This is a genomic window from Desertihabitans brevis (assembly GCF_003327535.1).
GTDB classification, from domain to species: domain Bacteria; phylum Actinomycetota; class Actinomycetes; order Propionibacteriales; family Propionibacteriaceae; genus Desertihabitans; species Desertihabitans brevis.
Genome location: NZ_QOUI01000001.1, coordinates 306375 through 328760, shown reverse-complemented (window position 1 = coordinate 328760; position 22386 = coordinate 306375). Strand labels below are relative to the sequence as shown.

At 74.7% G+C, this 22386-nt stretch carries 23 protein-coding genes; 2 read left to right on the top strand and 21 right to left on the bottom strand.

The window, feature by feature from the left end; translation table 11 throughout:
- Positions 1-9 precede the first annotated feature (9 nt).
- The 5 genes from nusB to DT076_RS01435 form a co-directional block, all read right to left on the bottom strand.
- Positions 10-501 (bottom strand): transcription antitermination factor NusB, encoded by a 492-nt coding sequence (nusB, locus tag DT076_RS01455; RefSeq protein WP_199538872.1) that lies wholly within the window; start codon positions 499-501, stop codon positions 10-12.
- A gap of 5 nt (positions 502-506) precedes the next feature.
- On the bottom strand, positions 507-1070 hold the full coding sequence (gene efp / locus DT076_RS01450; RefSeq protein ID WP_114124855.1) for an elongation factor P: 564 nt from the start codon (positions 1068-1070) through the stop codon (positions 507-509).
- A 207-nt stretch (positions 1071-1277) separates the two neighbouring features.
- Positions 1278-1922 carry a hypothetical protein gene (locus tag DT076_RS01445; protein WP_114124854.1) on the bottom strand — a complete coding sequence of 215 codons (645 nt, stop codon included), beginning with the start codon at positions 1920-1922 and terminating at the stop codon, positions 1278-1280.
- Positions 1923-1964: 42 nt separating this feature from the next.
- Entirely contained in the window at positions 1965-2405 is a 441-nt protein-coding gene (locus DT076_RS01440; RefSeq protein ID WP_114124853.1) for a DUF4260 family protein, read from the bottom strand.
- 88 nt (positions 2406-2493) lie between these two features.
- Positions 2494-3462, bottom strand: coding sequence for an MsnO8 family LLM class oxidoreductase (locus DT076_RS01435; protein WP_114125204.1), 969 nt, complete (start codon positions 3460-3462; stop codon positions 2494-2496).
- Positions 3463-3534: 72 nt separating this feature from the next.
- On the opposite strand from DT076_RS01435, the gene DT076_RS01430 reads away from it, so the two are divergent.
- Positions 3535-4185, top strand: coding sequence for a pentapeptide repeat-containing protein (locus DT076_RS01430; RefSeq protein WP_147264027.1), 651 nt, complete (start codon positions 3535-3537; stop codon positions 4183-4185).
- Between the two features lie 12 nt (positions 4186-4197).
- Here DT076_RS01430 and aroB read toward each other — a convergent pair whose 3' ends face one another.
- From aroB to aspS, 13 genes are all read right to left on the bottom strand, one after another.
- The gene (gene aroB / locus DT076_RS01425) at positions 4198-5295 is read right to left on the bottom strand and encodes a 3-dehydroquinate synthase (RefSeq protein WP_199538870.1); all 1098 of its coding nucleotides are present in this window, start codon (positions 5293-5295) and stop codon (positions 4198-4200) included.
- Positions 5292-5783 carry a shikimate kinase gene (locus DT076_RS01420; RefSeq protein WP_199538914.1) on the bottom strand — a complete coding sequence of 164 codons (492 nt, stop codon included), beginning with the start codon at positions 5781-5783 and terminating at the stop codon, positions 5292-5294. The genes aroB and DT076_RS01420 overlap by 4 nt, the downstream gene beginning before the upstream one ends.
- 59 nt (positions 5784-5842) lie before the next feature.
- Positions 5843-7039 carry a chorismate synthase gene (aroC, locus tag DT076_RS01415; protein WP_114124851.1) on the bottom strand — a complete coding sequence of 399 codons (1197 nt, stop codon included), beginning with the start codon at positions 7037-7039 and terminating at the stop codon, positions 5843-5845.
- A 13-nt stretch (positions 7040-7052) separates the two neighbouring features.
- Positions 7053-7892, bottom strand: coding sequence for a shikimate dehydrogenase (locus tag DT076_RS01410; RefSeq protein WP_114124850.1), 840 nt, complete (start codon positions 7890-7892; stop codon positions 7053-7055).
- A 4-nt stretch (positions 7893-7896) separates the two neighbouring features.
- Positions 7897-9021, bottom strand: coding sequence for an endolytic transglycosylase MltG (gene mltG, locus DT076_RS01405; RefSeq protein WP_233493606.1), 1125 nt, complete (start codon positions 9019-9021; stop codon positions 7897-7899).
- A gap of 82 nt (positions 9022-9103) precedes the next feature.
- Positions 9104-9553 carry a Holliday junction resolvase RuvX gene (gene ruvX, locus DT076_RS01400; protein WP_114124848.1) on the bottom strand — a complete coding sequence of 150 codons (450 nt, stop codon included), beginning with the start codon at positions 9551-9553 and terminating at the stop codon, positions 9104-9106.
- Positions 9550-12219, bottom strand: a complete 2670-nt coding sequence (alaS, locus tag DT076_RS01395; protein ID WP_114124847.1) for an alanine--tRNA ligase — start codon at positions 12217-12219, stop codon at positions 9550-9552. The genes ruvX and alaS overlap by 4 nt, the downstream gene beginning before the upstream one ends.
- 67 nt (positions 12220-12286) lie before the next feature.
- The gene (locus DT076_RS01390; RefSeq protein WP_114124846.1) at positions 12287-12634 is read right to left on the bottom strand and encodes a hypothetical protein; all 348 of its coding nucleotides are present in this window, start codon (positions 12632-12634) and stop codon (positions 12287-12289) included.
- Positions 12631-13023 (bottom strand): DUF948 domain-containing protein, encoded by a 393-nt coding sequence (locus DT076_RS01385; protein ID WP_114124845.1) that lies wholly within the window; start codon positions 13021-13023, stop codon positions 12631-12633. Before DT076_RS01385 ends, DT076_RS01390 begins: the two co-directional genes overlap by 4 nt.
- A 116-nt stretch (positions 13024-13139) precedes the next feature.
- A complete protein-coding gene (locus DT076_RS01380; protein WP_114124844.1) occupies positions 13140-14525 on the bottom strand; it encodes a replication-associated recombination protein A in 1386 nt (461 codons plus the stop codon).
- Positions 14526-14546: 21 nt separating this feature from the next.
- The gene (locus tag DT076_RS01375; RefSeq protein ID WP_114124843.1) at positions 14547-14891 is read right to left on the bottom strand and encodes a DUF4190 domain-containing protein; all 345 of its coding nucleotides are present in this window, start codon (positions 14889-14891) and stop codon (positions 14547-14549) included.
- Positions 14892-14971: 80 nt separating this feature from the next.
- Complete coding sequence (locus tag DT076_RS01370) at positions 14972-16111, bottom strand: YdcF family protein (RefSeq protein WP_114124842.1); 1140 nt, start codon at positions 16109-16111, stop codon at positions 14972-14974.
- Positions 16108-17913, bottom strand: coding sequence for an aspartate--tRNA ligase (gene aspS / locus DT076_RS01365; RefSeq protein ID WP_114124841.1), 1806 nt, complete (start codon positions 17911-17913; stop codon positions 16108-16110). Before aspS ends, DT076_RS01370 begins: the two co-directional genes overlap by 4 nt.
- Before the next feature lie 540 nt (positions 17914-18453).
- Between aspS and rarD the strand changes: the two genes are divergently transcribed.
- Positions 18454-19407 carry an EamA family transporter RarD gene (gene rarD / locus DT076_RS01360; protein WP_233493561.1) on the top strand — a complete coding sequence of 318 codons (954 nt, stop codon included), beginning with the start codon at positions 18454-18456 and terminating at the stop codon, positions 19405-19407.
- A 14-nt stretch (positions 19408-19421) separates the two neighbouring features.
- Here the strand turns inward: rarD and DT076_RS01355 are convergent, their stop codons facing one another.
- The 3 genes from DT076_RS01355 to DT076_RS01345 are packed head-to-tail and all read right to left on the bottom strand — an operon-like array spanning position 19422 to position 22293.
- Positions 19422-20189 carry an aminoglycoside phosphotransferase family protein gene (locus tag DT076_RS01355; protein WP_199538869.1) on the bottom strand — a complete coding sequence of 256 codons (768 nt, stop codon included), beginning with the start codon at positions 20187-20189 and terminating at the stop codon, positions 19422-19424.
- A gap of 23 nt (positions 20190-20212) precedes the next feature.
- Positions 20213-21580 (bottom strand): histidine--tRNA ligase, encoded by a 1368-nt coding sequence (gene hisS, locus DT076_RS01350; RefSeq protein WP_114124840.1) that lies wholly within the window; start codon positions 21578-21580, stop codon positions 20213-20215.
- Positions 21577-22293 carry an MBL fold metallo-hydrolase gene (locus DT076_RS01345; RefSeq protein ID WP_114124839.1) on the bottom strand — a complete coding sequence of 239 codons (717 nt, stop codon included), beginning with the start codon at positions 22291-22293 and terminating at the stop codon, positions 21577-21579. The genes hisS and DT076_RS01345 overlap by 4 nt, the downstream gene beginning before the upstream one ends.
- Positions 22294-22386 lie beyond the last annotated feature (93 nt).

Genomic DNA, 22386 nt, shown 5'->3' with positions numbered 1-22386 from the left:
GCAGACGGTTCAGTCCCCGGTCGCGGGGCGGCGCTCCTCGTCGGGCCCGGACGGGTCGGGCACCGGGCGGTCGGCCGCGATGGCCGACAGCACGCCGTTGAGGAAGGCCGGGGAGTCGTCGGTGGACAGGTCCTGCACCAGCGCGACCGCCTCCGAGACGGCGACGCTGGTCGCCATGTCGGTCCAGTCCAGCTCGTAGACCGCGATCCGGGCGACGTTGCGGTCGACCCGCGGCATCCGCTCCAGCGTCCAGCCCGGACGCAGCACGGAACGGATCCGGCCGTCGATCTCGCGCTGGTAGCTGACCACGCCGCGCACGAGCTCGCGGGTGAACTCGCGCACCGGCGGGTCGGCGGCCTGCGTGCGCTCCTCCAGCGTGGCCAGCGGGTCACCGCCCCGCAGCTCGGCCTCGAACAGGATGTCGACGGCACGCTTGCGGGCCTTGCTGCGGGTGCTGAGCCGGGTGCGTGGCCCCGACGGGCGGGGACGGGGTGCGGTCACGCGCGTCAGCTGCCGACGCGGCCGAGGTAGTCCCCGGTGCGGGTGTCGACCTTGACCTTCTCACCGGTGGTGAGGAACAGCGGCACCTGGATGGTCTTGCCGGTCTGCACCGTGGCGGGCTTGGTCCCGCCGGTGGAGCGGTCACCCTGCAGACCGGGCTCGGTGTAGGTGATCTCCAGCTCGACCGAGGCCGGCAGGTCGATGTAGAGCGGGTTGCCCTCGTGCAGCGCGACGGTGGCGGTCTGCTCCTCGAGCAGGTAGTCCTTGGCCTCGCCGACCACGGTCTCCGACAGCGTCATCTGGTCGTAGGTCTCGGTGTCCATGAACACGTAGCCCTCGCCGTCGTGGTACAGGTACTGCATCTCGCGGCGGTCCACGGTGGCGGTGTCGACCTTGGTGTCGGAGTTGAAGGTGCGGTCGACGATCTTGCCCGAGAGCACGTGCTTGAGCTTGGTGCGCACCACCGTGTTGCCCTTGCCCGGCTTGTGGTGCTGGAACCACTGCACCTGCCAGAGCTGACCGTCCAGGTCGAGCACCATGCCGTTCTTCAGGTCGTTGGTGGATGCCACGCTCCGTGCCTCTCGTCTCGCTGGGGACCCGGCCCTGCGGGGTCCGAACCCGGGCAGTCTAGTCGAACCGGCACCGGTGCCGCGCCGCGCGGCAGGGCGTCCCGAGCAGGAGCAGCGCCCGGACCGGAGGCGATGGGGCTCGTGCCGACAGATGCGAGCAGCCGGCCGCGCCGGTCTGCGGTGGGTGGGAGCTGTGACGCCTTCCTCTCAGTTGCCGACGGCGTCGAGGTACCAGCGGTAGCGCAACCGCAGCGCCCGTTCGGTGCTACCCAGCGCGGCGGCGAGACCGAGGGCGACGTTGGCCCACAGCGGCAGCCGGACCGGGGACTCGAAGGTGCCGACGAGGGCCGTCACCGGCGGGATCTGCGAGACCGGCTCGGCCAGCTGCAGCAGGTTGAGCCCGACCCCGACCAGCACGGCCAGCACCGACACCACGCCGATCCAGCGGCTGAGGACGGGGTGGCGACGGTCGAGCCGGGCGCGGCGGCCCTCGGCCGAGCGCGGGTCGGGCACCAGCTGGTGCTCGGTGCCGTCGTCGGCGACGAAGTGGGCCCGGCGCAACCCGAAGGTCGAGGTCGCGACCTCCAGCCGGCCACCCGGGACCGGGAAGACGGCGGGGACGGTGGCGCGGGCGTACCGGCGGCCGTCGCGGTACAGGTCGGCCCACACCCGGCCCTCGGAGTCACCGCCGCGGCGGACGTCCACCGCGTACCCGGGGCCCGTGCGCCCGGGCAGGTGCAGGTGCAGCAGCGAGCGGCTCAGCAGCTGCCAGAACCGGAAGCGGGGCAACGGACGCCCGTCGCCGGGCTTGATCTTGCGCACCGCCCACTCGCGGCGCCAGGTCTCCAGCACGGTCTGCTCCTGCTCGTCAGGGGATGGGTGGGTGGGACTCGATCACGGTGTGCTCCTCCGGTGGGGGTCCGGGTGCCGACGGGCCCGCCCGATCGGCCCGAGGTGGGTGGAGCCGAAGTCGTGCAGCTTGAGCCCGTAGCCCAGCGCCCGGTCGACGGCGACGTGGAAGGCCCAGCAGGCGGCGAGGAGGGCCAGCCAGGTGGCCTCGTGGCCGGCCCAGCGCGCTCCCAGGTAGGCGGTGAGCACGAGTGCGGGGCCGGTGTGGTTGTGCACCGCGTTGTAGGCCAGCGCCCCGACCCGCGGGCCCCGCAGGTAGCCGAGTGCTGAGAGGTCGAAGAGCAGGAACGCGGCCAGCAGCAGCCACCAGGGCTGACCGGAGACCAGCACCGCGACGACGACCGCCAGCGCGACCGCACCGTTCTCGACCCGTTGCGTCGTCGCCGCCGGCGTCCGGTGCCGCCGTCCCTCCCCGTCCTCGACCATCCCGACCCCTCCCCCGCACCTCGCGGACGTCCCGATCCCAGCGCACACCCTGTCCCAGGGACCGGGTCAAGCCGGTCCTCGCGGTCCCTCAGCCGGTGCGCAGCGAGGCGAGCACCTCGTCGGTGCGCGCCACGTCCGCGCGGCCGACGGCGCTGACGCTGGCCAGCACCTCCGACGCCCCGGTGCGCTCGACCAGCTCCTCGAGCCGGGCGCGCACCTGCTCCGGGGTGCCCGCGACGGCGGTGCGCATCCAGCCCTGCACCGCCTCCACCTTCTTCGGCCGCGCCCCGGCGAGCAGCCGGCGCACCTCCTCGACCGGGCGCAGCGGCCGGAACTCCCCGACGTCGCGGGAGTCGGCGAAGGCCCACGCCTCGGGCAGCAGCAGCTCCCGGGCCCGCTCGGTGGTGTCGGCGACCACCACCTCGACGCTCACCACCAGGGTGGGCGAGGCGTCGGCGCGGACCGGGCGGAAGTCGCGGGCGTAGGCCGCCAGCGCGGCGGCGTCGTCCAGCAGCGGGCCGCCGGCGACCGCGGGCAGGCCCCGTTCGGCGGCCAGCCGCAGCCCGTCGGCGATGGCGAGCAGGTAGACCGGTGGGGCGGGCACCCGGGGCCGGACGGTGAGCTCGGCGCGCCCGTCCAGGTAGGCCAGCACGGAGTCGAGGTCGGCGGCGTACCCGCCCTCGCCCAGCTCGGTGCGTCCCAGCGCGCGTCGGATCGGCGGGGTGAAGCCGAGGGAGCCGCCGAGGCCGAGGTCGACCCGGCCCGGGTACAGCGCCTCCAGCAGCAGCGCCTGCTCCGCCACCACCAGGGGCCGGTGGTTGGGCAGCATGATGCCGCCGGTGCCGATCCGGATCCGGCGGGTGCGGGCGCCGATCGCGGCGAGCAGCACCGCCGGCGCCGCGCTGGCCACCCCGGGCACGGCGTGGTGCTCGGCGGTCCAGAAGCGGTGGAAGCCGAGCCGGTCGGCCCGGACGGCCCGCTCGACGGTGGTGGCCACGGCCGCGGCATCGGACTCACCGGCCCGCGTCCGGGAACGGTCCAGCAGGGAGATCAGCATCACCGGCGGCAACGTCCCGCGCGGGTCACCCGATTCCCCCGGCCGGGCGCGGCCCCGCCGTAGGCTGCGGGGGTGCCTGCCGCCCCGAAGCCCGTGGCCCCGCCACGGCTGGACGACCTGACCACCGCACCCCAGGACTGGGCCGTCCCCGCCGACGACCTGGTCGCCGACACCCTGCTCGGTGCGCTTGACCTGTCGGAGCGCGAGCTGGAGCTGGTGGACGTCCAGGGCTGCCGGCTGGCCGGCACCCGGGTGGCCGGCTCGCACTGGTACCGCACCGGCTGGCGCGACGTCGAGGTCGACCAGGCCGACCTGTCCAACGCCCGCTTCACCGACTCCGGCTGGACGCGGGTCCGCGCCCGCGGCAGCCGGCTCACCGGGCTCTCCCTCGCCGGGGCGGCGGTGGAGGACCTGGAGGTGACCGACTCGGCGATGGGTTTCGCCAACCTGCGGCAGGCGCGCATCCGGCGAGCCCGGTTCACCGACACCGCGCTGGCCGAGGCCGACCTCGACGCCGCCTCCCTGGAGGACGTGGTCTTCGACGGCTGCGACCTCACCTCGGCCCGCTTCACCTCGGTCCGGGTGCGCCGGGTGGTGTTCCGGCACTGCCGGCTGGACGGCCTGCAGGGACTGGAGAACCTGCGCGGGGCGACCATCGAGCCGCTCGACCTCACCGGGCTGACGCACCAGCTGGCCTCGGCGCTCGGCATCACCCTCGCCTGACGGGACCGGTGGTCAGGCCCGGGCGCGCACCCGCCGGTCTGCCTCCCGCAGCAGCTCCTCAGACGGCCCGGCGAGGATGGTCGGCGCCGCGACGTCGGTGAGCGCCACGAACCGCAGCGTGCTGCCCCGGGTCTTCTTGTCCAGCCGCATCCCGCCCAGCAGCTCCTCGAACGGCGCGCCGGCGTAGCGGGTCGGCAGCCCCAGCGAGTCGAGCACCGCGCGGTGCCGGTCGCGCACCGCACCGTCCAGCAGCCCGGCGGCCTCGGCCAGCTCGGCGACGTAGACCATCCCGACGCTGACGGCGTCGCCGTGGCGCCAGCGGTAGCGCTCGGCCCGCTCCACCGCGTGGCCGTAGGTGTGGCCGTAGTTCACCAGCTCGCGCCCGATCCGGGAGCCGGTGGAGGTGGACTCGCGCAGGTCGGCCGAGACCACCGCGGCCTTCACCGCGATCCCCCGCCGCACCAGCTCGACCAGCCGGTCGGCGGTGACGTCGACCGACTCCTCCGGGCTCTCCTCCACCAGCCGCAGGATCTCGGGGTCGGCCACGAACCCGCACTTGACCACCTCGGCCAGCCCGGCGCGGACGTCGGCGGACGGCAGCCCGGCGAGCAGCTCGGGGTCGCAGAGCACCCCGAGCGGTTCGTGGAAGGCGCCGACGAGGTTCTTGCCGGCGTCGAGGTTGATGCCGGTCTTGCCGCCGACCGCGGCGTCGACCATGCCGAGCACGGTGGTGGGCACGGTGACGAAGCCGATCCCGCGCAGCATCGTGGCCGCGACGAACCCGGCCAGGTCGGTGGTGGCCCCGCCACCGAGCCCGACCACCACGTCGGAGCGGGTGAACCCGGCGTCGGCCAGCGTGCTCCAGCAGTGCGCGAGGACGCCGATCGTCTTGGCCTGCTCGGCCTCGGGCAGCGCCAGGTAGCTGACCTCGGCGTCGAGCCGCCCGCCGAGCCGGTGCGCCTCGTCGGCCAGCACCTCCGGGTGCAGCACCGCCACCCGGGACGCCTCCCCCACCAGCGCGCCCAGCTCGTGGCGCACCCCGGCCCCGACCCGCACGCGGTAGGGGCGTTCGGCGCGCACCTCGACGGTCCGCGCCCCGTGCGCGCTCACCGGACCACCACCGCGGCCGCCACCTGGTCGGCCACCTGGGCGGGGTCCAGCCCGTCGGTGTCGACGGTGTGGGTGGCCAGCGAGCGGTAGACCGGGGTGCGCTGCTCCAGCAGCTTCATCAGCCGGCCGCGCACGTTGCCCAGCAGCAGCGGGCGGGCCACGTTGAGCCCGACCCGGCCGGCCGCCACCGGCACCGAGACCTGCAGCCAGACGACGACCTCACCGGCCAGCGCCTGCTGGGTGGCCGGGGCCAGCGGGGCGCCGCCGCCCAGGGAGACGACCCCGGTCCGGCCGAGGGTGGCCGCGGTGGTCTCGACCTCGACCCGGCGGAACCACTCCTCGCCGTGGGTGGCGAAGACCTCGGCGATGGTGGTGCCGACCTCGGCCTCGATCAGGGCGTCCACGTCGTGGTGGGGCACCCCCCACCGCTCGGCCAGCAGCGCACCGACCGCGCTCTTGCCCGAACCGGGCGCACCGATCAGCACCACCCGCTCCGGCACTCCCTCCGGTGCCGCGCCGTCGTCCGGCTGCGCGGCCGCCTCCGGCGTCACGACCCCAGACCCAGCCCGCGGGCGGCGACGTCGTCCAGGTAGGCCCGGGCGTTGCGTCCCACCTCGGCCACCGAGTCGCCGCCGAACTTCTCCAGCGCCGCCTCGGCCAGCACCAGCGCCACCATCGCCTCCGCGACCACCCCGGCCGCCGGCACCGCGCAGACGTCGGAGCGCTGGTGGTGGGCCACCGCGGGCTCGCCGGTGGCGGTGTCCAGGGTGCGCAGCGCCCGGGGCACGGTGGCGATCGGCTTCATCGCGGCCCGCACCCGCAGCACCTCACCGGTGCTCATCCCGCCCTCGGTGCCGCCCGAGCGCCCGCTGGTGCGTCGGATGCCGTCCTCGCCGGGGGTGATCTCGTCGTGGGCGAGGCTGCCCCGCGTGCGGGCCAGCTCGAAACCGTCGCCCAGCTCGACGCCCTTGATCGCCTGGATGCCCATCAGCGCGCCGGCGAGCCGGGCGTCCAGCCGGCGGTCGCCGTGCACGTGCGAGCCGAGACCCGGCGGGAGGCCCCAGGCGATGACCTCGACGACACCGCCGAGGGTGTCGCCGGCCTTCTGGCAGGCCTCCACCTCTGCGACCATGGCCGCGCTGCCCTCGGCGGAGAAGCAGCGCACCGGGTCGGCGTCGATGGCGGGCAGGTCGTCGATGGTGGGCAGCGGGCCGGCCGGGGCGCGCACCGGGCCGAGCTCGGTGACGTGGCTGAGCAGGGTGATGCCCAGCGCCTGCTCCAGGAAGGCCTTGGCCACCGCTCCGATCGCGACCCGGGCGGCGGTCTCGCGTGCGGAGGCGCGTTCCAGCACCGGGCGGGCCTCGTCGAAGTCGTACTTCTGCATGCCGACCAGGTCGGCGTGGCCCGGACGCGGCCGGGTGAGGGCGGCGTTGCGGGCCAGGCCCTCCAGCACCGACGGGTCGACCGGGTCGGCCGACATCACCTGCTCCCACTTGGGCCACTCGGTGTTGCCGATCTGGATCGCCACCGGCGACCCGAGGGTCTCGCCGTGCCGGACGCCGCCGAGGATCGTCACCTGGTCGGCCTCGAACTTCATCCGGGCGCCACGGCCGAAGCCGAGCCGGCGCCGGGCCAGCGCGGCGGCGATGTCGTCGCTGGTGATCCGCACGTGGGCGGGCAGGCCGTCGATGGTGGCCACCAGGGCCGGGCCGTGGGACTCGCCTGCGGTCAGGTAGCGGAGCATGGGCGGCAGTCTGTCACCCCGGCGAAGGCCGGCCGACGGCTTCCCGGCCCGCAGACAGCAGCAGCCCGGGGTCGACGGTGCGTCCGGTCATCAGCTCGACCTGCAGCACCGCCTGGTGCACCAGCAGGTCCAGCCCGTCGACCACGGTGGCGCCGGTACGGGCCGCGGTCTCGGCCAGGACGGTCGGCCACGGGTCGTAGATGACGTCGAAGACCACCGGCGCGGCGCCGGCGACCAGCGGGGCCAGCGCGTCGGCGGCCCCGGCCACCACCGTGGAGACGGCGACGTCGACCGGGTCGAGCGACCCGGCCGCGACCGCCTCGGCCCAGGGCCGCACCTCCACCTCACCGGCTGACCCGGCGGCCATCGCCACCAGGGGCTCGGCCCGCTCCGGACGCCGGGCGAGCACGGTGATCCGCGCCGCCCCCATCCCGAGCAGCGCGGCCACCGCCGAGCGGGCGGTGGCGCCGGTGCCGAGCACCAGCGCGGTCCCGACCGTCTCGACCCCGGCAGAGCCCAGCGCGCGCCGCAGCCCGCCGACGTCGGTGTTGCGGACCCGGCGGGGCTCGTCCAGCAGCAGGGTGTTCGCCGCCCCGACGGCCAGCACGGTCTCGTCCGGCTCGCCGAGGGCCAGCGCGGCCTCCTTGAGCGGCATGGTCAGCGACAGCCCCCGCCAGCGCCCGTCCAGCCCGGCGACGAAGGCCGGCAGCCCGGCGGCGTCCACCCGGTGGCGCTGGTACTCCCAGCCCAGCCCGAGGGACCGGTAGGCGGTCTGGTGCAGCAGTGGCGACAGCGAGTGCTCGATCGGGTCGCCGAGCACCGCGCAGACGCGCACCGTCCGGTCGGCGTCCATGGGGTCAGCAGCCCGCCGGGTTGCCGTTGCTGACGCACCACTGGTTGAACGCCTCGACGTTGCGCTGGTGCTCGGCCTCGCTGTCGGTGAACCGGGTCTCACCGGTCTGCAGGTTGACCGTGACGAAGTACAGCCAGTCGCCCTCGGCGGGGTCGATCGCGGCCTCCAGCGCGGCGCGACCGGGTGCCGAGATCGGGCCGGCGGGCAGCCCGTCCACCTTGTAGGTGTTGTACGGGCTCTCCGGCGGGCCGGTGGGGGCGAAGGCCTCACCGGGGATGGCGTCGGGCGGGTAGGTGCCGAGCGCGTAGTAGACGGTGGAGTCGAACTGCAGGCGCTGGCCCGCCTCCAGCCGGTTGTAGATCACCCGGGCCACCTTGGGACGGTCCTCGGGGATGAAGACCTCCTTCTCGATGATGCTGGCCACGATGGCGATGTCGCGCTCGGACACCCCCAGGTCGTCGGCGGCACCGGCGATGTCGAGGTCCTCGGCCACCGTGCCGTAGCGCTCACCCATCTGGCGGAGCAGGTCGGTGGCGGTGTCGTCGTCGGAGTAGTCGTAGGTGTCGGGGAAGAGGAAGCCGGCGGGCTCGCCCTCGGCGAAGTCGACCAGGCCGAGCTCCTCGGGCCTCTCCAGCGCCCGCTCGAACTCCTCGGCGGGGATCCCGGTCGCGGTCAGCGCCTCGACCTGCTGCTCCAGCCGCAGGCCCTCGGCCACGGTCACCCGCTGCACCACCCGGCGGGACGGGTCGAGCAGCCACTGCAGCGCGGTGGCGGCGGGGATCTGGGTACGCAGCCGGTAGGTGCCGGTCTGGATCGAGCTGGCCTCGGGGTTGGCCGAGACGGCCGCCTGCCAGGCCTCGGTGGAGGCCACCACGTCGAGGTCGACCAGGGTCTCCCCGATGTCGGTCGCGGTCTGGCCCTCCTCGACCACCACCTCGACGTCCTTGACGCCGCTGCCCTGGTAGTCCGCGGCCACGATCGAGCTGAAGACGCCGCGGACGTTGGTGTTGACGAAGTCGAAGGCGAGGTAGCCACCGGTGCCGAGCACCGCCAGCGAGACCAGCACCGCGAGGTAGCCCTTGACGCGGTGCCAGATCTCTCGACGCCGGCTGCGCTCGGTGTCCAACATGCTCACGGGTGGGTGTCCTCCTGGGTGTCGCCCGCCGCTCGGTCGGCTGCAGCCTACCCGTCGGAGCACCGCGGCCCCGTGATCAGCGCGGGTGCAGCCGACCCGGCGGCCGTCCGCTGCGCCGCTCGGCGTCCAGGGCGCGTTCCAGGATCTCCACCGCCGCCGCCTGGTCGATCACGGAGCGCTGCCGACGGGTGTCCTTGCCGCTGGCGTGCAGGCCGCGGGACGCGCTGACGGTGCTCAGCCGCTCGTCCACCAACCGCAGGTCGACCGGCAGCAGGCGCACCAGCCGGTCGGCGTGGCGGCGCACCTCGGTCGCGGCCGGGCCCTCGGTGCCGTCGAGAGCGAGCGGGAGGCCGAGGACGACCTCGAGCGCCTCGTGCTCGGCCACCAGGTCGGCGACCGCGCGGTAGGCGTCGGGCCCGGAGCGCAGCGTGGTGAGCGGGAAGGCCAGGGTGGCCGCCCCGTCGCAGCGGGCCACCCCGATCCGTGCCCGCCCCCAGTCCAGCGCGAGCCGGACGCCGGTCCTCACGAGCCGGCGGCCTCCGCCCGCACCGCGCGCTCGATGGCACCCAGCGCGTCGGGGGCCGCGTCCACGTCGGTGCCGCCGCCCTGGGCGATGTCGGCTTTGCCGCCGCCGCGGCCGCCCACCACCGGGGCGCCGACCCCGACCAGCGTGCCGGCCTGCAGGCCGCGCTCGCGTGCGGCGGCGGTGGTGGCGACCACCAGCGACACCTTGCCGTCGGCCACGCCGGCCAGGGCGACCACGCCGGGGCGCTCCCCCAGCCGTCCGCGGACGTCGGTGGCCAGGGTGCGCAGGTCGGCCCCGCCCACCCCCTCCAGGGTGCGACCGACGAAGGCGGTGCCGGCCACGTCGGTGGCCGCGCCGGCGATCTCGGCACCCCGGGCCAGCAGCTGCTGCCCGCGGACCGCCGCCAGCTCCTTCTCGACGGTGCGCAGCTGGCCGACCAGCCGCTCGACCCGGTCGGTCAGCTGGTCGGGCTGGACCTTCAGCAGGTCGGACAGGTGGGCGACCAGGGCGCGCTCGCGGGCCAGGTGGTCGAAGGCGTCCGCGCCGACGAAGGCCTCGACCCGGCGCACCCCGGAGCCGATCGAGGACTCCGCGGTCAGCGTCAGCAGCCCGATCTGGGCGCTGCTCTCCACGTGGGTGCCGCCGCACAGCTCGCGCGACCAGGGCCCGCCGAGCTCGACCATCCGCACGACGTCGCCGTACTTCTCCCCGAACATCGCCATCGCACCGAGGTCCTTGGCCCGCTGCAGCGGCATCTCGGTGGCGGTCACCTCCAGGTCGGAGCGGATCGCCTCGTTGGAGACGCCCTCGATCTCCTCCCGCAGCCCGGGGGTGAGGGCCTGGGTGGCGTTGAAGTCGAAGCGCAGGTAACCCGGGCGGTTGTACGAGCCGGCCTGCACCGCGGTCGGGCCGAGCAGCTGGCGCAGCGCGGCGTGCACCACGTGGGTGGCCGAGTGGGCGCGGCAGCTGTCCATCCGCGCGGTGGTGTCGACCTGGGCCCGCACGGTGTCGCCGACGGCGACCTCGCCGAAGGTGATCCGGACCCGGTGGGTGATCAGCCCGGGCACCGGGCGCTGCACGTCGACCACCTCCGCGCGCAGGCCGTCGGCGATGATCTCGCCGCCGTCGGCGTCCTGGCCGCCGGACTCGGGGTAGAACGGGGTGCGGTCCAGCACCAGCTCGACCGTCTCGCCCTCCCCCGCACTGGGCCGGCTGACGCCGTCGGCCACGACCGCCCGCACGGTGGTCTCGGTGAGCAGCTCGGTGTAGCCGAGGAACGGCGTCTCCCCGTCCGCGCGGACCGCGCTGTAGGCCTCGAGGTTCTGCCCCGCGCCCTTCTTCGCGCGGGCGTCGGCCTTGGCGCGGTCGCGCTGCTCGCGCATCAGCGCGGCGAACCCCTCGCGGTCGACCTGGAGCCCCTGCTCGGCGGCCATCTCGAGGGTGAGGTCGTAGGGGAAGCCGTAGGTGTCGTGCAGCTGGAACACCTGCTCCCCGGCCAGGGTGTCGCGCTGCTCGGTGCGGGCGGTGCGGACCGCGCCCTCGAACAGCTGGGTGCCGGCGACCAGGGTGCGGCGGAAGGCGTCCTCCTCGGCGTAGGCGGCCTGACTGATCCGCTCCCAGGACTGCAGCACCTCCGGGTAGGACAACCCCATCAGGTCGCGGCTGACCGGCAGCAGCTCCGGCAGCACCCGGTCGGTGACGCCGAGCAGCCGCATCGCGCGGACGCTGCGGCGCAGCAGCCGGCGCAGCACGTAGCCTCGGGCCTCGTTGCCGGGGGTGACGCCGTCGGCCATCAGCATCAGCGCCGATCGCACGTGGTCGGCTACCACCCGCAGCCGCACGTCGTCGTCGTGGTCGGTCCCGTACTGCCGCCCCGACAGCTCGACCGCGCGGCCGATCACCGGATAGATCTCGTCGATCTCGTAGAGGTTGTCCACACCCTGCAGCAGGTAGGCGATCCGCTCCAGCCCGGCACCGGTGTCGATCTGCGGCTTGGGCAGCGGGCGCATCACGTCGAAGTCGTCCTTGGCCCGCACGGCCGACAGCTCGTACTGCATGAACACGAGGTTCCAGATCTCGAGGAAGCGGTCCTCGTCGACCACCGGGCCGCCGTCGGGGCCGTAGGCCGGGCCGCGGTCGACGTAGATCTCGGAGTTCGGCCCGCCGGGGCCGGGGACACCCATGTGCCAGTAGTTGTCGAGCAGCCCGCGCGCCTGGATGCGCTCGGCGGGCAGGCCGGCGATCTCGCGCCACAGGCCCGCCGCCTCGTCGTCGCCCTCGAGCACGGTGACCCAGATGGTGTCGGGGTCGAAGCCGAGGCCGCCGGCGTCCTGGGCGGTGGTGATGAGGTCCCACGCGTGCTGGATCGCCCCGGACTTGAAGTACTCGCCGAAGGAGAAGTTGCCGCACATCTGGAAGAACGTGCCGTGCCGGGTGGTCTTGCCGACCTCCTCGATGTCGAGGGTGCGCACGCACTTCTGGACCGACGCCAGGGTGCGGGCCGGCGGCTGCTCCTCGCCGAGGAAGTACGGCTTCATCGGCACCATGCCGGCGTTGACGAAGAGCAGGGTGGGGTCGTTGTAGAGCAGCGAGGAGGAGGGCTGCACGAGGTGGCCGCGCTCGGCGAAGAAGTCGAGGAAGCGCTGGCGGATCTCAGAGGTCTTCATGGGTGGGTCCTGACGGGTGGCGGTGCGGACGGGACGGGCGGGGCGAGCGCTGGCCGGACGGGCCGGCTCAGCGCTCGGCAGCTCGCCGGGCCCGGCTCAGCTCGTCGGCGGCGCGCTCGCCGACCGGCTGGTCGCGGACGGTCTCGTCCACGTGGCCGGCCTCGGCGGCGGCGTCGCTGTCCTCCATGCCGAGCGCGTCGCGCAGCTCGGCCTCCCGCTCGTCGCGGGCCCGGGTGAACTCGCGGGTGAAGTCCGCCACCCGCTGGCCCAGGTCGGCCTGCGCCTCGCCGACCCGCTCCCCGATCCGCTCCTGGACGGCCTCGGGGGTGGCCCGGCGGAGCAGGTCGCGGGCCTTGAGCAGCACGAAGACGCCGAGCACGGCGCCCAGCACGAAGGCGAAGAGACGTCCGATCATCGCTTGGCCCGCCGTCCGCGCTGACCCTTGAGCGCCTGCCGGACGCCGTAGCTGATCGCGGCGGTGCGCACCAGCGGACCGCCGAGGGTGGCGCTGAACAGGGTGGCGAGCTGGGCGGCGTTCTCGGTGACCACGGTGGCGTGACCGGTGACGCGGGCGGCGTCCTCGGTGACGACACCGACCTTCTCCAGCTCGGAGTTCACGCCGCGGACGGTGCCCTGCAGCTCGGTGAGGATCGGCACCGAGCTGTGCCCCAGGTCGCGCACGGCCAGCCGTGTCTCCTCCAGCACGCGGCCCAGCTTGAACAGCGGCACGGCCAGGATGGCGACCAGGGCCACGAAGGCGATCGCAGCGACCATCCCCGCGATGCTGCCCAGCGTGATGTCCATCGTGTTCCTTCCCTCCGGGGCCGGCGCGCGGTGGTCGGCCGGCGCGAGCCGAGCCTAGTGCAGAGCGCCGACGGTGCCGAACGAGATGACCATGCCGCTGCCGGGCGGGGTCCCGGTCAGCGCGGTGGCCGTCCGAGCAGCTCGTCGATCCGTTGCAGCCGGTCGGCCAGGTGGGCCTCGGCGCCGTGCCGGGTCGGGTGGTAGTAGCGGGCGGTGACCAGCTCGTCGGGCAGGTACTGCTGGGCGGCGACACCGTGCGGCTCGACGTCGTGGGCGTAGACGTAGCCCTTGCCGTGACCCAGCGCCCGCGCGCCCGGGTAGTGGGCGTCGCGCAGGTGGGCCGGCACCTGGCCGATCCGGCCGGCGCGGACGTCGGCCTCGGCGGCCCCGTAGGCGGCGTAGGCGGCGTTCGACTTGGGCGCCATCGCGCAGGCGACGACGGCGTGGGCGAGGTTGATCCGGGCCTCCGGCATCCCGATCAGCTGGACGGCCTGGGCGGCGGCCACGCACAGCGGCAGCACCGTCGGGTCGGCCATGCCGATGTCCTCGCTGGCCAGCACCATCAGCCGGCGGGCGACGAACCGGGGGTCCTCGCCGGCCTCCAGCATCCGGGCCAGGTAGTGCAGGGCGGCGTCGACGTCGGAGCCGCGCAGCGACTTGATGAAGGCGCTGATGACGTCGTAGTGCTGGTCGCCGGCACGGTCGTAGCGGACCGCGGCCCGGTCCACCGCCTGGCCGAGCACGTCGGCGTCGATGGTGGCACTCCCCCGGGCGGTGGCGCCGGCGGCCGCCTCCTCCAGGTAGGTCAGCGCGCGCCGGGCGTCCCCGCCGGCCAGCCGCAGCAGGTCCGCGCGGGCGTCCTCGGTGAGGGTGTAGAGACCGTCGTCGGCGGTGCGCAAGCCACGCTCGTCGACCAGCGCCCGGGTGATGAGGGTGCCGATGTCGTCGTCGGTCAGCGGGCGCAGCGTCAGCAGCAGCGAGCGCGACAGCAGCGGCGAGATCACCGAGAACGACGGGTTCTCGGTGGTGGCGGCGACGAGAGTGACGATGCGGTTCTCCACCGCCGGAAGCAGGACGTCCTGCTGGGACTTGGAGAAGCGGTGCACCTCGTCGACGAAGAGCACCGTGCTGGTGCCGCGGGCCAACCGGCTGCGGGCGGTGTCGAGGACGGCCCGGACGTCCTTGACCCCGGCGGTGACGGCGGACACCTCGACGAACTCCGAGCGGGTGGAGTGGCTGACCACCGAGGCGATGGTGGTCTTGCCGGTGCCCGGCGGGCCCCAGAGGAACACCGACATCGCGGCCTCGCCGGCGGCCAGCCGGCGCAGCGGCGAGCCGGGCCCGAGCAGGTGCTGCTGGCCGACGATCTCGTCGACGGTCCGCGGACGCATCCGCACCGCCAGCGGGAGCTGTCCGGAGGTGGCGTCGCTCAGGCTGCCGCCCAGACCCGGTCGCGGGTCGGGAGCGGCAGCCGAGCTGGAGCCGAAGAGGTCCTCAGCCACGACCGGGCGGGTGGTGTCGGCTCACGCCGGGCAGGTGATCGGGGTGCCGTCCAGGTCGTGGGTGCCCGGGCCGAGCTGGGAGCAGACCTGGTCCATGCCGGCGTTGAAGAGCAGCACGCTGCCGACGATGGCGATGATGATGCCGATGGTGAACAGCGCGCCGACCACGATGCCGGCGACGGCCAGGCCGTTGCCCATGCCGGCGCGGCGCGACTGCACCAGCGCCACGATGCTGAGGATCAGCCCGATCGGCGCGGCGACGATGGCCAGGACCAGGCCGACGACGCCGAGGGTCTTGCCCGGGTTCTCCGCGGTGGGTGGGGGGCTGCCGTAGGCGTGGCCCGGTGCGCCGTAGGGGTTGCTCATCGTCGGTGCTCCTCTGGTCGGTCGAGCGTGGTGGGGAGCATCGTGGCACACCCGGCCGACATCGGCGCACACCGTCGCGCTCAGGAGAGCCAGAGCACCAGCAGCGGGGCCGGCAGCGCGACCAGCAGGGTGAGCACCGCGTGCACGACGGGGTGCTCGGCGAGCACCGCCACGTACTCCCGCAGCACCGCCGAGGGCCAGAAGTAGCGTGCGGTCGGGGCGCCGACCGCCTGCGCGGGCAGGCCCAGCCGGCGGGCCAGCATGGCGGCCCGCAGCACGTGGTAGCTGCTGGTGACCACCAGCCCGGGCGGCAGGGCCGCCGGGACGTCCGCGGGCCCGGTGGCCGGCTCCCCGGCCGACTCCCGCGGGGCGACCGTCGGCGCCGGGTCGACCGGTGCCGGCCCGTCACCCGGCAGGGCCGGACCGGCGCGCAGCTCGGGCGCCTCGCGCAGCAGGGCGGCGGTGTGGCGCAGGTTCTGCTCGGTCGAGGCCGACTGCTCCTCCAGCAGCAGCCGCGGCACGCCGTCGCCCTCGACCAGCCCGCCCTCGGTGCGGGCCCACTCCGCCATCGCGTCGGCCTCCGACCGCTGCTCGTCCGAACCCCGGCCACCCGACAGCACCAGCACCGGCACCTGCCGGGCCCGGGCCTCGGCGATCCCGGCGCGGACCCGGCCGGCCAGCAGCGGGGGCACCCGCTCCCCGCCGGCCAGACCCGAGCCGAGCACCACCACCCAGGACGCCGGCCAGCCGCGCACCAGCCGCGGGTACAGCCAGCCGTAGCCGAGGAAGGCCAGCAGCACGAACCCGAGGTAGGCCGCGGCGAGGTCGACGAAGAGGACGACCGCGAGCACGACCGGGCGCAGCCCGGTACCCAGCACCAGCAGCGGGGTCAGCGCCAGGCCGAGCAGGGCCAGCCCGCCCAGCAGGGAGAGCAGGTTGCCCAGCGAGCGGCCCTCCCGGCGCACCATCACCACCCCGTTGGCCAGCAGCAGCACGACCAGCGCCAGCACCAGCAGCGGGGAGAACAGCAGCAGCCCTCCTCCGGCCAGCACCAGCAGCCCGCCACCGGGCAGACCGAGCGCGACCAGCGCGTTCAGCGCCAGCAGCAGCGCCGCGAGCAGCCAGAACGCGTTGCCCAGCCGACGCGGCTCGGCCCGGGTGCGGCCGACAGCCACCCAGCCGAGGAGCAGGGCGGCCAGCAGCCAGAGGAGCCCGGTCATGCGTCCGATCGCGCCGACGGCTGACCGCCGGGAGCGACCGGACGGGCGTCCACACCGGCCTCCTTGCGCTGCTGGGGGGTGATCGGTGCCGGGGCCGCGGTGAGCGGGTCGTAGCCACCGCCGGACTTGGGGAAGGCGATCACCTCGCGGATGGAGTCCGCACCGGCCAGCAGTGCGACGATCCGGTCCCAGCCGAAGGCGATGCCGCCGTGCGGCGGGGCTCCGTAGGCGAAGGCGTCGAGCAGGAAGCCGAACTTCTCCTGCGCCTCCTCCTGGCTGAGCCCCATCACCGCGAACACCCGCTCCTGGATGTCGCGGCGGTGGATACGGATCGACCCGCCGCCGATCTCGTTGCCGTTGCAGACGAGGTCGTAGGCGTAGGCCAGCGCCTCCCCGGGCTCGGTGTCGAAGGTGTCGAGGTACTCCGGGCGCGGGGAGGTGAAGGCGTGGTGCACCGCCGTCCACGACCCGGCCCCGACGGCGACGTCACCGGCGGCGCGGGCGTCGGCGGCCGGCTCGAACAGCGGCGCGTCGACCACCCACAGCAGCGACCAGGCGTCCTCGTCGATGAGCCCGCAGCGGCGTCCGACCTCGAGCCGGGCCGCCCCGAGCAGCGCCCGGGCCTGCTTGGCCTCCCCGGCGCCGAAGAAGATGCAGTCCCCCGGCTGGGCGCCGGTGTGGGCGGCCAGCCCGGCGGCCTCGGTCTCGCTGATGTTCTTGGCGACCGGACCGCCCAGGGTGCCGTCCTCGGCGACCGTGACGTAGGCCAGCCCCCTGGCGCCGCGCTGCTTGGCCCACTCCTGCCAGGCGTCGAAGGTGCGCCGCGGCTGGGACGCCCCGCCGGGCATCACCACCGCGCCCACGTAGGGCGCCTGGAAGACCCGGAACGGGGTGCCGGCGAAGTACTCGGTGCAGTCGATCAGCTCCAGCCCGAAGCGCAGATCGGGCTTGTCGGTGCCGTAGCGGGCCATCGCCTCGCGGTAGCTCATCCGCGGGAACGGGGCCTCCAGCTCGACGCCGATGAGCCGCCACAGCGCCGTGGCGATCGCCTCGCCGAGCTCGATGACGTCGTCCTGGTCGACGAAGCTCATCTCGATGTCGAGCTGGGTGAACTCGGGCTGCCGGTCGGCGCGGAAGTCCTCGTCGCGGTAGCAGCGGGCGATCTGGTAGTAGCGCTCCAGCCCGGCCACCATCAGCAGCTGCTTGAACAGCTGCGGGCTCTGCGGCAGCGCGTACCAGGAGCCGGGGGCGAGGCGGGCAGGCACCAGGAAGTCCCGCGCGCCCTCCGGGGTGGAGCGGGTGAGGGTCGGCGTCTCCACCTCGACGAAGTCGCGCTCGGCGAGGACGGCGCGGGCGGCCTGGTTGACCTTCGAGCGCAGCCGGATCGCCGCGGCGGGGCCGGGCCGGCGCAGGTCGAGGTAGCGGTGCTTGAGCCGGGCCTCCTCGCCGACGTCGGTGCGCTCGTCGATCTGGAACGGCAGCGGGGCCGAGGGGTTGAGCACCTCCAGCTCGGTGATCACCACCTCGATCTCGCCCGTGGGCAGGTCGGGGTTGGCGTTGCCCTCGGGCCGGGTCTCGACGGCGCCGGTGACGCGGACGCAGTACTCGTTGCGCAGGTCGTGGGCGCCGGAGGCCTCCAGCACCTCGTCGCGCACCACGACCTGGACCAGGCCGCTGGCGTCGCGCAGGTCGAGGAAGGCCACCCCGCCGTGGTCGCGGCGGCGGGCCACCCAGCCCGCGAGGGTGACGGTCTGGCCGGCGTGCTCGGAGCGCAGGGTGCCGGCGCGGTGGGTGCGGATCATGATCGTCCTTCCGGGTCGGGTCCCGGGAGGGTGGGACCGCCCCGGGACGGGCAGCCCTGGAGGTGTGGGCGGGGGCCAGTTCGCGGTGCCACCACACCTTCGCCGGGGATCCCGGCCTCTCGTCGGTCTCGCCGGACGCGCGGGTGCCGGGTCGCCCGGGCCGCGAGGGCCCCGGCGGGCGGGTCGTCACGCCGCCCCCGGCTCCGGGCTCCACTCTAGCCAGCCACCGCGGTCGGGGCACGTCGATACCGGCTGCCTCCTGCGCCTCCCGACGCCCCTCACACACCTTCGCGGCACGCCACCCACGCTGCAGCAGGTGTGGCGGTCGACGACGGTGTGTGCCGGGGACGGGGACGGCCGCTGTTCGGGCGCCGCGCCGACGTCCGCCACACACCTTCGCGGCACGGCGCCCACGCTGCAGCAGGTGTGCCGGTCGGCGACGGTGGGTGCGGCCGGTGTGGGAGGGGCCGCATCCGGCCGGTTCGGGTCGGCGTCCGAGACGATTTCCCCGGCCCTGGCCGCCGGGAGCAGGATGACCGGGTGACCGACACCCCTCCCGCCCGCGACGAGCAGACCCGGGGACTGCTGTTCACCACGGCCGCCTTCGGGCTGTGGGGCGCCATGCCGCTGTACTTCGCGCTGCTGCTCCCGGCCACCCCGGTGGAGATCGTCGCGCACCGGGTGCTGTGGAGCCTGGTCGTCTGCGTGGCGCTCGGCGCCGTGCTCGGCTGGCTGCGACGCCGCCGCGGCGGGCGGGGCGCGCTGGCGACCTACCGCTCGCTGGACCGCCGGGGCGTCCTGCTGCTCGGCGCGGCCGGCGTGCTGATCGCGATCAACTGGGTGGTCTACGTGCTGGCGGTGAACTCCGGGCACGTGGTGGAGGCAGCGCTCGGCTACTTCATCAACCCCATCGTCAGCGTGGTGCTCGGGGTCGTGGTGCTGCGGGAGAAGCTCACGCCTGCCCGCTGGGTGGCCGTCGGCGTCTCGGTGCTGGCGGTGCTGGTGCTGGCAGTCGGCTACGGCCAGCCGCCGTGGCTCTCGCTCGCGCTCGCCGGCTCCTTCGGGCTGTACGGGCTGGTGAAGAAGACGGTGACCACCGACGCCGTCACGTCGCTGACGGTGGAGACGGCCTGGCTGACGCCGGTGGCGGCGGTGACGCTGGTCGTGCTGGGCAGCCAGAACACCTTCCTGGGCCACGGCGCCGCGCACACCTGGCTGCTGGTCTCGGCCGGACTGGTCACCACCGTCCCGCTGGTCTGCTTCGGTGCGGGCGCCCGCCGGATCCCGCTCTCGCTGGTCGGGCTGGTGCAGAACCTGGCCCCGGTGCTGCAGTTCGTGGTCGGGGTGTGGGTGTTCGGCGAGGCGATGCCGCTGGTGCGCTGGGTGGGTTTCGTGCTGGTCTGGATCGCGCTGGTGGTGCTGATGGTCGACCTGGTCGGCCGCGGCCGCCGGTCCCGGCGCACCCGCCGGGCCGCGGTCACCACCCCGGTCTGAGCGGGCTGGGCGGCTCAGTCGACCAGGTGGCGGTGCCGCTCGGTCCAGCTGATCCGCTCGCGCAGCACCTCAGGGAACCCCTCGGCCACCTGCGCGACCTGGCGCGGCTGCCCCCGGGCCGCCAGCTCGAGGACGCGGTCGACCGCGAGCCGCTGGACCGCCAGCACCTCCTCGACCAGCCCCTCGGTCGAGGTCAGCCCGTAGGCCGCGGCGAACAGCTCGAGCCGGCGGCGCCGGTCGGGCGGGGCGGGGTAGCGCAGCCAGCGCAGGCACTCCGCGTCGTCGCGGAACGGGACCACGTACTCCAGCGCGTAGGCCACGTCGAGCAGCGGACTGCCCACGTGCGCGTACTCCCAGTCGAGCAGGCCGACCGACCGGACGCCGTCCCAGACGAGGTTCCAGGGCCCGTAGTCGCCGTGGCAGACCAGCTCACCCGGCCCGCCGGTGCCGGCGGGACCCGTGGCCCACACCGGTGGCTCGGCCGGCTGCCAGCCGCGGACGGCCTCGTGGTGGTCCCGCAGCAGCCGGGCCGCGCCCCGCAGCCCGTTCTCGTCGACCACCCGCGCCCAGCCCTCCGGCCCGGAGGCCCCCGGTAGGTAGCTGAGCACCTCGGTGTCCCCGTCGACGCCGAGCACACGAGGTGCCGCAGCGAACCCGACGTCGGCCAGGTGGCGCAGCAGCGCATGTACGGCCGGCGTCCACGGCTGCACCGGGCGACGCACCGTCGGTCCCGAGCGCACCACCCGCCGGTCGGCCCGGTCCTGCAGGACCTCGTCGTCCACGGCCGCCCGTCCTGCAGGGGAGGTCAGCCGCGGACCACGCGGGGGCGCCGGTCGTCCTCCGGCGGCTGCCAGGAGCCGGCCTCGGCGGCCACCTGCTCGCCGCTGCGGATGTCCTTGACCTCCCCCGACAGCCCACCGAACCAGACGAAGGGGATGCCGCGGCGCTCGGCGTAGCGGATCTGCTTGCCGAAGCGGTCGGCCTTCGGGGCCACCTCGCAGCTCGTCCCGCCGGCGCGCAGCGCGGCCGCCACCTGCTCGGCGGTGCCCCGGGTGCCCTCGTCGTCGACCGCGACGAGCACCGCGCTGGGCACCGTCCGGGTGGCGGTCAGCTCGCCGCGGGCGAACATCGGCGCCAGCAGCCGGGTCACCCCGAAGGAGAACCCGACACCGGGGTAGGTGGTCCGCCCGTCGCTGGCGAGCGAGTCGTAGCGCCCGCCCGAGCCCACCGAACCGCGCGACTCGAAGCCGACCAGCTCGGTCTCGTAGACCGTCCCGGTGTAGTAGTCCAGGCCGCGGGCGATGCTCAGGTCGGCCTGCAGCCGTCCCGGCACCCGCTCGGCCGCGGCCGTCACCAGTGCAGAGAGCAGCGACAGCCCCTCCTCCAGCAGCGGGTGCTCCACCCCGAGGGCGCGCACCTGCTCGACGAAGCCGGCGTCCTGGCCGCGGATGGTCGACAGCGCCAGGCAGGCGTCGGCCTGCTCGGGGCCCAGCGGCGTCTCGGCGACCAGCAGCTCGCGCACCTTGGCCGGGCCGATCTTGTCCAGCTTGTCGACCCGCTGCAGCACGGCGGCGGTGTCCTCCACGCCCAGCCCGCGGTAGAAGCCCTCCGACAGCTTGCGGTTGTTCACCCGCATCCGCACCGGCGGCAGGTCGAGCTCGCGGTGCAGGCGCTCGAAGGCCTCCAGCGCCACCAGCGGGATCTCCAGGTCGTGGTGGTCAGCCAGCGCGCCGGAGCCGACCACGTCGATGTCGGCCTGGGTGAACTCGCGGTAGCGACCCTCCTGCGGACGCTCGCCGCGCCACACCTTCTGCACCTGGTAGCGCCGGAACGGGAAGCTGAGCCGTCCGCCGAACTCCTGCACGTAGCGGGCGAAGGGCACGGTCAGGTCGTAGTGCAGGCCGAGGAGATCGGGTGACCCTCCCGGGCCGGGCTGGTCAGCGGGCTCGGCGGACTCGTCGTCGGTGGCGTGCAGCCGGCGGACGACGTAGATCTCCTTGTCGATCTCGCCCTTGCGCGCCAGCTGGCTCATCGGCTCGACCGCGCGGGTCTCGATCGGGGCGAAGCCGTGCAGCTCGAAGGTCTCGCGCAGCACGGCGAGCACCTGCTGCTCCACCATCCGCTGCGCGGGCAGGAACTCCGGGTAGCCCGACATGGCCGAGACGCGGCTCATCGGACGACCTCCGCAGCGGTGGCCGACCCGGCGAGGGAGTCGGGACGGCGCAGGAACGGGTTGCCGGCACGCTCGCGGGCGATGCTGGTCTGCTCCCCGTGACCGGGCAGCACCGCCAGCCCGTCGTCCAGCCCGAGCACGACCTCGCCGAGCGTGCGCTGCATCGCCGCGGGGTCGGAGCCGGGGAGGTCGACCCGTCCCACCGACCCGGCGAAGAGCACGTCACCGGAGAAGAGCACCCCGCTGACCGACTCGTCGGGGTGGTCGGCGCCGAGCAGCACGCAGCCCGCGGTGTGCCCGGGGGCCTCGCGCAGCCACAGCTCCAGCCCGCCCAGCTCCAGCCGGTCACCGGTGAGGTCCACCACCTCCGGCGGCTCGACCATCGGCTCTCCCCCGGTCAGGCTCTGCAGCAGCGGCGCCGCGGCGGCACCGATCCCGGCCAGCGGGTCGGTGAGCAGGTGCCGGTCCGCGGGGTGGATCCAGCAGGGTGCGCCGGTCTCGCGGCACAGCGCGGCCGCGTCGAGGACGTGGTCGAGGTGCCCGTGGGTGGCGACCACGCCGGCCACCGTCAGCTGCTGCTCCGAGACGACCCGCCGCACCAGGTCGAGGGCGCCCGGGCCGGGGTCGAGCACGAGGCAGGGCCCGCCGGGCTCGGGGGCGACCACGTAGCAGTTGCTCTGCCACGGGCCGACGGCGAAGGAGGCGATCAGCACAGGTGCACCCTACCGAGAGCGCCGTCGGCGGCGTGCCGTTCCGACCGCGGCCAGCCGTCCTCCGCGATGCCGAGCGCGGGGTGGGCCGCCCGG